The organism is Nocardioides pyridinolyticus, from assembly GCF_054653575.1.
Genome location: NZ_BAAIFY010000032.1, coordinates 37159 through 49150 on the forward strand (window position 1 = coordinate 37159; position 11992 = coordinate 49150).

Sequence of the window (11992 nt, forward strand, 5' to 3'; positions counted from 1 at the left end):
GTGCGGTACTCGCGGATGCCCTCGCGGGCACCGCGTCGTGCGGCGTACCGTCGGTGACGTCCTCGATCACGTCGCCGGTCGCTGTCTCCTGATCATCGGGCCGAGGGCGCACAGGCCCGAGCGGCCGGCCACTTCGTCGACACCACGGCTTGCGCGGGTGACCCCGGTCCGGTCGTGGGACGCGCGGAGGTGTCAGCCCAGGAGCTTGCCGCGGTAGCCCCAGTGGGACGGGTCCACGGGGCGCAGCACGATGGCGGTGTCGTTCGCCGCCTCCTCGCCCAGGACGGAGCCGACCGCCTGGGTGAGCGCCTCGACCATCTTCTGGCTGAAGTCCTCGTCCTCGAAACGGCGGCTGAAGAACGATGCTTCGATGTGGGCCATGGGATCTCTCACTCTCTGGTGGACGAACTGGGGTGGGAACTGTGGTGGGACAACTGTGGAGGTCTCTCGACCTGGCCGGTCACGGAGGGTCGCGGTCGTCGCCGCGGTCGTCTCGTGATTCGCTCAGGACGCGTCGGGGCGATCCGCGGTCGCTGGCTCCTGGATCCCCAGTGCGACCGATGCCTCCCGCAAGTAGGGGCTCAGGTCCTGCCCCGCGCGAACCACGTGCTTGATGTTGGAGGGGTGCGCCAGGAGGCCGATGTCGGCCAGCACATCGCCCTCGACGACGACGACGTCGCCCGCGGCGCCGGGCCGGAGCGTGCCGATCTCCGGCCGGTCCAGCAGCGCCGAGGCGTGGGCGGTGGCGGTCGTCAGTGCTTCGTCGGTGGACATGCCGTGCTGGACGTAGAGCTCGAGCTCGCGAGCGTGGGCACCGAAGGGACACAGGGTTCCCGACGAGTCGGTGCCCATCACGACCTTGACTCCCGCCTCGCGCGCCAGTGCGAATGACTCGATGGTTCGGTCGTGGGCTTCGCGGAGGTCGGCGACCCCTTGCGGGGCGAGGCCCCTGCGTGTGCCCTCGCGCTGGCACCAGTCGTTGAAGGACATGGTCGGGACGAGGAAGGTGCCGCGTTCGGCCATCTCGACGGCCATGTCCTTGTCCAGGTACGAGCCGTGCTCGATCGAGTCCACGCCCGCCGCCAGGCTGCGCCGGATGCCCTCCGCGGACAGCGCGTGCGCGGCGACCCGCAGGTCGAGCTCGTGGGCCGTCTCCACGATGGTGGCCAGCTCGGCGATGCTGTAGTTGGGCCAGTGCGGCTGCTCGCCCTTGGACATCCCGCCGCTGGCCATGACCTTGATGAAGTCCGCACCGGCCTTGGCGAGGAGCCGCACGAGCTTGCGGCACTCCTCCACGCCGTCCGCGGTGTCCCACTGCTGCCGTGGGGTGTAGGGCGGGTAGAACAGGTCGCCATGACCGTTGGTCATGGTGATCCACCACGGTGCGACGAGCAGCCGGGGCCCGACCACCACGCCTTCCTCGATGAAGTCGCGGAGCTCCACCTCGCCGGCGCCGCGATGCCCCATCACCCGCAGCGTCGTGAAACCCGCGGCCAGGGCGCGGTGAGCGTTGCGCACCCCGTGCAGCAGCTTGGCCGGCTGGGTGACCTGCCCCCGGAAGACGTCACTGGCCATCACCTGGTGATGGACGGAGTTGGTCGTGAGGTGGACGTGGGCGTCGATCAGGCCCGGGAGGACGGTGCAACCCGCAGCGTCGAGCACGGGCGTCCCGGGCGGCACCGTGCCGTCCGAGCGCGGCCCCGCATGGACGACCGCGCCGTCTCGGATGTGGACCAGGCCGTCGTGGTGCTGCTCGCCGGGACCCAGCCAGACCAGGCCGCCTTCGATGGCGATGTCCCCGGGCGTCATCGAGTGCCCGGCAGGGTTGCTGGATGTGACATGCCGTTCCCCTTCAGAACGTGTAGTTCTTGCCACCGAAGACCGCGCTCACCGAGTCATCGGTGAAGATCCGGCTGATCGAGTCCGCAAGCAACGGGGCACATGAAAGCACCTTGATCTTGTCAGGAGCACCCGCACGCAGCGGGATGGTGTCGGTGACGACGACCTGCTCGAACGGGGAAGCCGCCAGACGCTCGTACGCCGGGCCGCTGAAGACGCCGTGGGTGGCCGCCGCGAGGACGCGTCGAGCGCCCGCACGCTGGAGCGCCTCTGCGGCAGCGCACAGGGTGCCGGCGGTGTCGATGATGTCGTCGATCACGATCGCGGTCTTCCCCCGGACATCGCCGATGACGGTGGTGATCTCGGCGACCTGCTGCTGCGGGCGCTCCTTGTCCAGGATCGCCAGGCCGGCCCCGATCTGGGTGGCGAACTGCTTGTTGAGCTTCACCCGACCCGAGTCGGGCGCCACGATCACCAGGTCGTCGTCGAAGCCGGCGAAGTAGTCACTGAGGATCCCCACGGCCGTCATGTGGTCGACCGGGATGCCGAAGAACCCCTGCAGCTGGCCGGCATGCAGGTCCATCGTCAGCACCCGGTCGACGCCGGTCACCTCGAGCGTGCGGGCGACCATCCGCGCCGAGATGGGCTCGCGCGGAGCGGACTTCTTGTCCTGCCGCGAGTAGCCGTACCACGGGGTCACCGCGATCACGCGGTGGGCGCTGGCGCCGACTGCCGCGTCGACCATCACCAGCAGCTCGAGGAGCGCGTCGTTCGCGTTGACCCCGGTCTCCGGGTTGCCGCACATCGGCTGGACGATGAAGACGTCTGCACCGCGGATCGACTCGTCGAAGCGGCTGTAGACCTCGCCGCTGGAGAAGGTCTTGAGGGTCACCTTGCCCAGGTCGATGTCGAGTAGGTCACCGATGGCGCGCGCCAGCGGCGCGTTCGATCGGCCCGAGAAGAGCATCAGCCTCTTGCCGGAACCCGCACGCACCGGCGCCTCCAGGGAGTCGGCGTCCCGCAGATGCGGGTTGAGTACGCCCGCGGGAACCTCTGCCAACCCCGCACCGGCAACGCTCACGTCCATGGGTAGAAACCTTTCGACTCAAGTTCAAAAAAAATGACTGACGTCCCGACGCGGTCACGCGGGCGTGGTGTGGGGGGCGGTCTCGAGCGCGGCGTCGATCGCGGCGACACCCGGCATGCCGGAACGGGCACCGGCGGACTCGACCGACAACGCGGCGGCCGCCACGCCGCGGCGCGCGGCGCTCATGACGTCCGACCCTGATGCCAGGCTGGCGGCGAACACGCCGTTGAACGTGTCGCCCGCTCCCGTGGTGTCCACCACGCGGCGTGGCGATGCAGCTGGGATCCGCGTGGTCGCGCCGTCGGGATCGCAGACGAGCACGCCGTCGGCACCCAGCGTCACGACCACCGGCGCCCGCGTGTGGAGCGCCAGCGCGGCGGCCATCGCCTCGACCGGGGGCTCTCCGGGCTCACCGAGCAGCCGGTAGAGGTCGGCCAGCTCTCCCCTGTTGGGGGTGAGGACCGGCCCGAGTCGGAGAAGGTCTGCGATCTCGGGCGTGACCGGTGCCGGATTGAGCACGCAGAGCCAGCCATGCGTCGACGCGGCATCCACCGCGGTGACGACGGCAGTCATGGCGATCTCCGTGCTCACGAGAAGACAGCCGGGCCAGTCGTGCGCCCGACCCATGGCGGCGTCGACGTCCTGGGCAGTGATCGCCGCGTTGGCACCGGCCGCCACAGCGATCTGGTTTTCACCGGAGGGATCGACGACGATGAGGGCCGCGCCCGTGCTCGCGTCCTCCTTGACCGCCACGTCGGCGGTGTCGATCCCCTCGGCCTGCAGCTCACCGAGTGCAGAGCTGCCGAGCTCGTCCCGCCCGACGGCGCCGACGTAGCGCACGTCGGCGCCGGCCCGGGCGGCGGCAACGGCGGAGTTGCCGCCCTTGCCGCCGCCGTGACGCTGCAGGCCGGGGCCGACCACGGTCTCCCCTGGCCCCGGTAGCCGAGGGGCTGCCACCACCATGTCGACGTTCACCGCCCCGACGACGAGGAGACGTCCGCTCATGGCTGCGCCACCAGACTCGGCACGGTCATCGAGCTCACGACGCCTTTTCGGAGAGCGTGCCGGACTCGCGGGCCGGCGCGGTCCACGAGAGCAACGCCGCCCACAGGGCGCCGTAGTGCGGCCAGTCCAGGAACTCCTGAGGTGCCCAGTGGGGAGCCAGATCGGAGGCGAACACCGCGGAGCGGCCGTCGCCGTACTCGCCGACCACCACCATCGGGTCCTCGCCCACCCGGGCCAGGACGCTGGCCGCCGGCTTGGCGATGAGCCTGTTGTAGCCGAGCAGCTGCGGCCAGGTGGACGGCGCGCCGCCGAGGGCCGGGTGGTCGGGCTCGCAGACCTCCACGTCGACGCCCTGCGACATCTCGACCCGGTCGTCGTACGGCAGCATGGTCACCGGCAGCGGGTCGGCCAACGGGCTCATCCCGAAACGGCCCTTGCCGTCGATGCCGGTGAAGGACAGGTATCCCCCGACCATCACCAGGCCACCCCCGCGCCGGACGAAGTCGGCCACCAGGCCGAGCCGGTTCGGGGACTTCTCCGAGCGCAGGAAGGTCTCGTCGGGCAGCAGGAAGGAGTTGGACCCGATGTCGGAGATGACCACCACGTCGAATGCATCGAGCTCCTCCGCCGACCGGGGGAACCGCAGCGAGATCTCGTGCCCGCGGACGTAGGTCACGTCGAACCCGGCGTCATCCAGGCAGCCGAGGAAGTAGCCGGCGCCTTCTTCGTACTCGGTCGAATGGAACTGGTCGAACCCCTTCATGTGGATCGTGTGCTTGATCCACGACTCGCCCACGAAAAGAACCTTGAGCGGCGATCCGTCTGTGCTCATTTGTGTGTACTCCCTTGCGCTGCTTGCTTGGTGGTTGAGAGGGCGAGAAGCTCGCGACCCATCGCGTACGCCTCACGAATGTCGGTGCCGACATAGCACTGCGCGGCCAGCGGCGCCAGGGTGGCGGTCGGGTTCACCGCCACCGAGTGGGGGAACGTCGTGAAGAGCTCGACGTCGCTGGTCGAGTCCCCGTAGACGACGCAGTGGAGCTCGTCCAGGTTGCGGTCGGCGAGCGCCTTCTTGGCGATCGCCACTTTCATCTCCGGCATCAGCGTGGCTGAGTTCTCCAGCGGGCTGCCCAGTGCGACGGCCGAGCCGTAGGTCTCGTTGGCACCCCAGGCCTCGAGGCCCCGGACGAAGAAGGTCGGAGACTGCGAGATCACGATGATGTGCTCACCGCGAGACCGGATGTCGGCGAAGGTCTCGGGCACGCCGTCCATCCACGGGGACGACCGGAACGCGTCCTCGAGGTCTGCCTCCGTCGCGTCCTTGCAGATGTCGAGGAGACTCAACCAGAAGTCGTCGTCGGTGATCCTCCCTTCCAGCCACATCGTCTCGATCCGGTTGCCTGCCTCGAGCTGGCCGAGCTGGCGGGCCAGCTCGATGGTGGCGGTGCTGCGCAGCAGCGTCCCGTCCATGTCGAAGACGTGGAGGCAGGCGGGGGCTTCGGTCGCGCTCACTGCTGCGGCACCTCCCCGGACGCGCGGCGCGGCCGCTCGTCGAGCACGACGGTCTTGTTCTCCAGGTACGGCAGCAGGCCGGCCACGCCGCCCTCGCGGCCGACGCCCGACTGCTTGAAGCCGCCGAAGCCGATCCCGAAGTCGGCCCGGTTGCCGTTCTGCCCGACGGTTCCCGCGCGCAGCCGGCCGGCGACCTCGCGGGCGCGGTCCGCGTCGTGGGTGAAGACCGCGGCGTTGAGGCCGAACACCGTGTCGTTGGCGAGCCGGATCGCGTCGTCCTCGTCTGCTGCGGCGATCACCGAGATGACCGGACCGAAGATCTCCTCCTGGGCGACGCGGGAGGAGTTGTCGACGTTCCCGAACACCGTCGGCTCGATGAACCAACCCCGCTCGAGGTCCGCGGGACGCTTCCCGCCGAACGCCAGGGTCGCGCCTTCGTCCTTGCCGATCTCGATGTAGCCCTCGACCCGCTCGCGCTGACGCCGGGAGGCGAGCGGCCCCATCTGGACGCTGGGATCGAACGGGTTCCCCACCTTGACGCGGGAGAACCCGTCGGCGAGCGCCTCGACCATCTGGTCGTGCCTCTGCCGAGGCACGATGATCCTGGTCAGCGAGGCGCAGATCTGCCCGGAGACGAAGCAGGCGCCCCTGGTCAGGCTGTCGGCCGCCTCCGCGACGTCCATGTCGTCGAGGATGATGGCGGGCGACTTGCCACCCAGCTCGAGGGTGTAGCGCCCGATGCGCTCCGCCATGATCGTGCCGATCCTCTTGCCGACCGCGGTGGAGCCGGTGAAGGTGATCTTGTCGACGCGCTCGTCGGTGACCAGCGCCTCGGAGGCCTCCCGGTCGGCGGTGAGCACGTTCACCACGCCTGCGGGAAGCCCCACCTGCTCGGCGACCTCGGCGATCACGTAGGCCGCGCCGGGTGCCTCGGGAGAGGCCTTGACGATCACCGTGCACCCAGCCAGGAGTGCGGGGGCGAGCTTCCAGGCGGCCAGGTGCATCGGCGTGTTCCACGGGATGATCGCCCCCACGACACCCACCGGCTCGCCGACGATCATGCCGAAGCCGTCGCCCGAGCTCGTGGGGGCCTCCCGCTCGAACTGGTACTCGTCCGCGAGGCCGGCGTAGTAGTCGAAGGCCGCCGGGACCTCCTCGAGAACGGCCGGGACAATGCGGGCGATGATGCCGGTCTCGCGCGGCCAGAGCTCGACGAGGTCACCGGAGCGCTCCGCCAGAGCCCGGGCGATGGCCCGCAGGTACTCCGCTCGTTTACTGGGCGACATCCGTGGCCAGGGTCCTTCGTCGAAGGCCCGGCGGGCCGCGGTGACGGCTCGCGCGACATCAGCCGCCTCGGCTTCCGCGACGGTGTAGTACAGCTCCTCCGTCGCGGCGTCGACCACCTCGATGGTGCGGCTGGTCGACGGGTCGACCCACTGGCCGTCGATGTAGAACTTGCCTGCGTGTGCGATGGGTGCCTGGGTCGTCTTGGTTGTCATTGAAACGTTGTCCCTCCAACTGCCCGAGTGCGGCAGCGCTCATGGTGTTCATCTCGTGCCGACCGGATGTCCCGGATGTCACGCGTTCGGCGGTGGGGTCCCACGTGCGCGCGGCGCCGGCCTCGGGTGGGCGGTCGCTGCGCGCGCGTGGGGTCACCTCGAGGTGTCGAGTGCGCCCTCGAACGGGGCGGCGTCCACCACCCGTCGCCGGATCGACTGGTAGAGCGGACCGCTCTCCTCCCGGCTGCCCAGTCCGGTCGTGAACTCGGGATCCGCGATGAACGCCCCCCACTTGGCCTCCAGCTCGGCGAGGTCGGAGAACCGCATCGTGTAGACGAGCTCATTGAAGGAATTGTCACCGAACGTGGTGAAGCCGACCTGCGTCATCTCCATGTCGTGCTTGCCGAAGAGGGGGATCACCACCGAGCGGAAGAAGTCGATGACGTCGGGGAGCCGGCCCGGCATCGGGACGTACTCGCGTACTTCGTAGATCATGTGCTGACCTTTCCTAGGCGCTCGCTCGGCACTAGTCCGCGAAGGCTGGGAGGACTTCCTCGCCCATCATCTTCATGTTCTCGACGATGGCCTCCGTCGACTGGCCGACCGCGATGAGGCAGGCGAGGTGGTCCACGCCGAGCTTCTCGTAGTGCTTGAAGCGCTCGATCATCCGGTCCGGTGTGGTCAGGATCGGGTCGGCGTACTTCTCCAGCAGGTCGTCCTTGGAGAAGGTGTGGTTCTCCGGTGTCATCCGTCCACCGTGCACGTAGTCGCGACTCTCGCCGACGTCGCGGGTCGCGAGTCGCCCTTCCTTGGTGTCGACGGTGCCGGGCCCCTTCACCAGGGCCATGTAGTAGTTGTACTCGTTGACCACGTCGTCGAAGTACTCCAGCGCCTCCTCCTCGGTGTGACCCACCCAGGTGTGCCGGAGCACCATGACCTCTCCCCGAGGGTTGCCGGACTTCTCCACCTCGTCGTTGTAGGCGGCGAGGAGCTCCTCCAGGTCGCCGTAGGGCTCGAAGTTGCCGTAGTTCGGGGCGGTGATGAGGTTCAGGCCCGTGTGGGCGACCTTCCGGACGCCGTCCGTGCTCTGCGATGCGATCCAGATGTCGGGATGCGGCGTGGTCACCGGCTTCGGCATCAGGGTGGTCGGCGGGAAGGAGTAGAACTGGCCGTCGTAGGACACGTCGTCCTCGGCGAACAGCTTGCGGATGATCTCCAGGCCTTCCTCGTACTGCGCTCGCTGGTTCTCGGGCTTCACCCCGAGCCGATCGAGCTGGAGTCGACTCCCTCCACGGGCGACACCGATGCCGATCCGGCCCGGCGCCAGGTGGTCCAGGAAGCTCATCTCGGAGGCGACGAGGAGGGGGTTGTACGCGGGCAGCACGACCACGCCCGGAACGATGCGAAGCCGCTTGGTGCGTTGTGCCGCCACCGCGGCGAACATCATCGCGGAGGGGTTGCAGACGTAGTTCTGGAACTGGTTCTCGTTGATCGTGATGCCCTCGAACCCGTACTCCTCTGCCGCGTCCACGATCCTGAGCATCTGATCCAGCGTCTCGGACCAGGAACGGCTCATGTCGGCGTAGAAGAACGGAGCCGTGACCCAGATCTTCATTCCCATGGTGCAACTCCTCAACTGTGTTCGATCTCGGCCCTGTCGGACCCATCTGATTTCGACGCGCAGGGCAGTCTGTCGTGCGATGGCGGTGCAAGCACCACCACCTCGTGCCCGGGACGGCCCTCGCCGACCGCCCCGGGCACCCGGTGGTGCTAGGCGGTGACCAGGTCCCCACTCTTCGGCTCGAGCATCGGCGCGATGTAGTCGGCGTACCACTCCTGCGGAACCGGTGACTCGCTCGCGGCGATCAGCTCGGAGAAGTCCCACTTCTTGAGCAGCTTGCCGTTGCGGAAGACCGGCTGGAGCAGGTTCTGCTCGGGGCTGACGGAGTCTCGCGGCACCGTCTTGTACTCACCGTTCTCCAGGATCAGGGCGAGCCGACCGGCCTTGGAGCTCTTGAAGCTGGCGCCGGTGGGCTGCTTGGAGATGTCGCGCCACTCACCGTTCACGCAGACGGCGTTCGCCTTCTGAGCGAAGTTGTTCGTGTCGCGGTTGACGTGCTGGAGGAGGCCGCCGCCCATGCCGAAGACGGCGTTGTCGGCGGCCAGGCCGCGACGCTCCATCTCGATGAAGACGTCCCGCAGGCTCTCCCCCGTGACGCCGTCGCCCTGCACCACGCGGATGAACGGGGGCAGGATCTTGAAGCCCTTGCTGTTGACCTCGTAGCCGAAGGCGTCCATGAGCCACTCGGTGGTGTCGGAGGTGACCTGGACGACGTCGCCGGAGTCCGGGCGCGCACCCACGAATCCGGGGAAGTTCTGGACCAGCTCCTTCAGCTCGCCGCCGAGGATGTTCTTGACGCAGTTCTCGTGGTCGTAGGTGTCGGTCAGGACGAGCGCGAAGCCGTGGTCCCGGTAAGTCTCCAGCATGTTGCGGATGGCGTCGACCTCGAAGTCCCGCCCCCAGGCGGTGAAGCCGGCGTGCTCGGAGTTGGGGCCGGAGTTCGACGGTGCCACGGCGTTGTACCAGCGCTTGGCGGCGAGGATGCCCGGGGTGGTGTCGCTCTGGCTGAAGTTGACCAGGTGCGCCATGCCGCCCAGTGCGGCGGACTGCTGCGAGCTGACCCCGCGGGCGCCGTAGTCGTGCAGCATGTGCCGGAGGATCCCCTCGTTGTCGGAGGTCCGCTCCAGGGCGGTGCGGATCACCTGCTTGCACAGCCAGCTCAGCGTGCCGATCGTGGTCGGGTACCAGATCGCCCTCAGCAGAGCGGTCTCGAAGAAGCTGGTCACCCAGTAGTACTTCGGGTCGGTGTTGATGAGCTGGACGAGCACGTTGTTGCTGGGCAGCACGGTGCCCTCGGGCACGGCCTCGATCTCGACGGGCAGGTAGCCGTCGTGGTCGTTGATGATGCCCATCCAGTTCTCACGGTTGAAGTGCATGCCCTGCTCGCGCATGAGGAACTCCGCCGCGTCGACGTCCTCCAGCGTCACCGGGCGCATCAGGTAGTCCCGGAGGTAGGCCTGGAGGCCGACGAACATGGTGACGGGGAACTGACCTCCCCGCGACTCGATGTACGACGAGATGTACTCCGTGCCCGGCGGGTACAGCGGGTAGTGGCAGTGCTTGTAGTTGTCGGTGTTGATGATGAGGTTGTCGAACTGCTCGCCCAAGGACATTGGAGCGCCCCTTCTTGTCGCGCCATCGCCACGAAGTAGCGGGCTGGCTATTAACGGTTCTATCGCGGACGGAGCGGCGGGCACATGGGCGCCTCTCATTCCGTCACTTCCGGTCCGGAAAGAACCGGTAGAAACCTTTCTAGTCGCGGACTGTATCAGCGGTTGAACGAGGATGTAAACGGTTAGTTTCGCAATCTTTCGACCGGGATCCGGCGGGCGCGGAGGAGACGTGTCTGCGCAGGTCAGGGCGCGAGTGACCGGCGCGGTGAGGCGGGACAACGGGGCTGGAACCCGGCGAGATTCGCCCGAGACCGGCGTGTCGAGGACGCCCTCAGACCCACCCCCGGCTCGGCGCAGACCGACTTCCTGCTCGTCCGGGCACAGAGCGCCCGAGGGCGTCGACCACTTGAATCGAGTATGGTCGCGTAGAGCGAGCCGCGTATGCAGCGTGGCGAAGTCACACGGAGGGGTGGTGACCTGGTGCGGGACTCGGGAGGCATGCCGACGCGAAGGCCCACGATGAAGGACGTGGCGGAGCGGGCCGGAGTCGCGGTCAGCACGGTGAGCTACGTCCTCAACGACAGCGGTCCCGTCGCCGCCGACCGTCGCGTCCGCGTGCTCGAGGCCATCCGTGCCCTGGGCTACTTGCCGAACGAGTCGGCCCGCAACCTCAAGCGGCGCAGCGTGGCCACCATCGGGCTGGTGGTGCCCGACCTGGTCAACCAGTACTTCGCCATGATCGCCGAGGGGGTCGAGCAGGCCGCGTCCGAGAAGGACGTGCTGGTGGTGTTCTGCACTCCCGAGGCGTCCGGCACCAAGGAGTCCTGGAACAGCCGGTTGCTGCGCAGCCAGCGGCTCGACGGGTTGATCTACCTCTCGGGGGCGGAGACGCGGATGGCTGCGCTCGTCGAGCTGACGCGCGTTGGCCCCGTCGTCCTCGTCGACGAGAAGCTCCCCGGCTTCGATCTGCCCTGCGTGGTCTCCGAGAACCGCCGAGGTGCGAGGGAGATCGCGGCCCACGTCACCTCCCTGGGGCACGAGCGCCTGGCCATCCTGAGCGGACCGGACGAGCTGTGGACGTCCGACCAGCGCCTCTCGGGCTACCGCGAGGCCATCGCCGCCGCCGGCCTGGACCCCGACACCGTTCCCGTACTGCCGGGTGACTACCAGATGTCGTCGGGCGAGCGGCTGGCAGCGGAGGTCCTGGACCGGCCTGCGGCCGACCGACCCACCGCGCTGATCTGTGCGAACGACATGATGGCGATCGGCGTCCTCACCTACTGTCGGCGCGCCGGGCTGCGGGTCCCCGAGGACGTGTCCGTGGTGGGGTTCGACGACCTGCCTTTCGCCTGGCTCCTGACCCCGGGCCTGACGACCGTCCGGCAGCCGGCCCGGGACATGGGCGCGCAGGCCACCAAGCTGCTGCTGGGCATGGTCGACGGCGCCGAGCCCGAGCCGCCGCCGCCCTCGCCGGTCTCCCTGAAGATCCGCGAGTCCGCCGGGCCACCTCCCTGCGGGTGAGACGAGCGCGTCGAGGCGTGGCTTCCGCGCTCGCACCCTACGCGCAGCTGCGAGCCGCCGCGGCTGCCCGCCTATGGTCGGCCTCGCCGGAGTGCTTGGCCCGGACACGGGCCTGTGAATGGAATCGGTATTAGAACGCGGAAGTGGAATCAGTCGCGAACCCGAGAAAACGACGCGGTTCGCCGAATTTCTAGATTTCCATAAACGTTTCGCGTGGACGCACCGCACGTCGGTACAGGCCGCGTGTACCGGTGGCGGCAAGGACCGCGCTCGGAGACCCCGCCGTACCGACGGC

At 68.4% G+C, this 11992-nt stretch carries 11 protein-coding genes; 1 reads left to right on the top strand and 10 read right to left on the bottom strand.

The window, feature by feature from the left end:
• Positions 1-192 precede the first annotated feature (192 nt).
• From ACYQ0U_RS20420 to ACYQ0U_RS20465, 10 genes are all read right to left on the bottom strand, one after another.
• Positions 193-381, bottom strand: coding sequence for a tautomerase family protein (locus ACYQ0U_RS20420; protein ID WP_459975722.1), 189 nt, complete (start codon positions 379-381; stop codon positions 193-195).
• 123 nt (positions 382-504) lie between these two features.
• Entirely contained in the window at positions 505-1809 is a 1305-nt protein-coding gene (locus ACYQ0U_RS20425) for an amidohydrolase family protein (protein WP_459975723.1), read from the bottom strand.
• A gap of 43 nt (positions 1810-1852) precedes the next feature.
• Positions 1853-2926: a ribose-phosphate diphosphokinase gene (locus tag ACYQ0U_RS20430; protein ID WP_459975724.1), complete on the bottom strand. Its 1074-nt coding sequence runs from the start codon at positions 2924-2926 to the stop codon at positions 1853-1855.
• Positions 2927-2980: 54 nt separating this feature from the next.
• The gene (locus ACYQ0U_RS20435) at positions 2981-3931 is read right to left on the bottom strand and encodes a PfkB family carbohydrate kinase (protein ID WP_459975725.1); all 951 of its coding nucleotides are present in this window, start codon (positions 3929-3931) and stop codon (positions 2981-2983) included.
• A gap of 34 nt (positions 3932-3965) precedes the next feature.
• Complete coding sequence (locus ACYQ0U_RS20440; protein WP_459975726.1) at positions 3966-4763, bottom strand: glutamine amidotransferase; 798 nt, start codon at positions 4761-4763, stop codon at positions 3966-3968.
• Entirely contained in the window at positions 4760-5443 is a 684-nt protein-coding gene (locus ACYQ0U_RS20445) for an HAD family hydrolase (RefSeq protein ID WP_459975727.1), read from the bottom strand. The genes ACYQ0U_RS20440 and ACYQ0U_RS20445 overlap by 4 nt, the downstream gene beginning before the upstream one ends.
• Positions 5440-6942 carry an aldehyde dehydrogenase gene (locus tag ACYQ0U_RS20450; protein ID WP_459975728.1) on the bottom strand — a complete coding sequence of 501 codons (1503 nt, stop codon included), beginning with the start codon at positions 6940-6942 and terminating at the stop codon, positions 5440-5442. The genes ACYQ0U_RS20445 and ACYQ0U_RS20450 overlap by 4 nt, the downstream gene beginning before the upstream one ends.
• Positions 6943-7095: 153 nt before the next feature.
• The gene (locus tag ACYQ0U_RS20455; protein WP_459975729.1) at positions 7096-7437 is read right to left on the bottom strand and encodes an NIPSNAP family protein; all 342 of its coding nucleotides are present in this window, start codon (positions 7435-7437) and stop codon (positions 7096-7098) included.
• A 31-nt stretch (positions 7438-7468) separates the two neighbouring features.
• Positions 7469-8563, bottom strand: coding sequence for an LLM class flavin-dependent oxidoreductase (locus ACYQ0U_RS20460; protein ID WP_459975730.1), 1095 nt, complete (start codon positions 8561-8563; stop codon positions 7469-7471).
• A gap of 149 nt (positions 8564-8712) precedes the next feature.
• Positions 8713-10176 carry a nicotinate phosphoribosyltransferase gene (locus ACYQ0U_RS20465; protein WP_459975731.1) on the bottom strand — a complete coding sequence of 488 codons (1464 nt, stop codon included), beginning with the start codon at positions 10174-10176 and terminating at the stop codon, positions 8713-8715.
• A 519-nt stretch (positions 10177-10695) separates the two neighbouring features.
• Between ACYQ0U_RS20465 and ACYQ0U_RS20470 the strand changes: the two genes are divergently transcribed.
• Positions 10696-11697 (top strand): LacI family DNA-binding transcriptional regulator, encoded by a 1002-nt coding sequence (locus ACYQ0U_RS20470; RefSeq protein ID WP_459975732.1) that lies wholly within the window; start codon positions 10696-10698, stop codon positions 11695-11697.
• Positions 11698-11992 lie beyond the last annotated feature (295 nt).

Coding starts and splice junctions, on each gene's coding strand:
- ACYQ0U_RS20420 (WP_459975722.1), bottom strand. CDS start 381: ATGGCCCACATCGAAGCATCGTTCTTCAGCCGCCGTTTCGAGGACGAG.
- ACYQ0U_RS20425 (WP_459975723.1), bottom strand. CDS start 1,809: ATGACGCCCGGGGACATCGCCATCGAAGGCGGCCTGGTCTGGCTGGGT.
- ACYQ0U_RS20430 (WP_459975724.1), bottom strand. CDS start 2,926: ATGGACGTGAGCGTTGCCGGTGCGGGGTTGGCAGAGGTTCCCGCGGGC.
- ACYQ0U_RS20435 (WP_459975725.1), bottom strand. CDS start 3,931: ATGAGCGGACGTCTCCTCGTCGTCGGGGCGGTGAACGTCGACATGGTG.
- ACYQ0U_RS20440 (WP_459975726.1), bottom strand. CDS start 4,763: ATGAGCACAGACGGATCGCCGCTCAAGGTTCTTTTCGTGGGCGAGTCG.
- ACYQ0U_RS20450 (WP_459975728.1), bottom strand. CDS start 6,942: ATGACAACCAAGACGACCCAGGCACCCATCGCACACGCAGGCAAGTTC.
- ACYQ0U_RS20455 (WP_459975729.1), bottom strand. CDS start 7,437: ATGATCTACGAAGTACGCGAGTACGTCCCGATGCCGGGCCGGCTCCCC.
- ACYQ0U_RS20460 (WP_459975730.1), bottom strand. CDS start 8,563: ATGGGAATGAAGATCTGGGTCACGGCTCCGTTCTTCTACGCCGACATG.
- ACYQ0U_RS20465 (WP_459975731.1), bottom strand. CDS start 10,176: ATGTCCTTGGGCGAGCAGTTCGACAACCTCATCATCAACACCGACAAC.
- ACYQ0U_RS20470 (WP_459975732.1), top strand. CDS start 10,696: ATGAAGGACGTGGCGGAGCGGGCCGGAGTCGCGGTCAGCACGGTGAGC.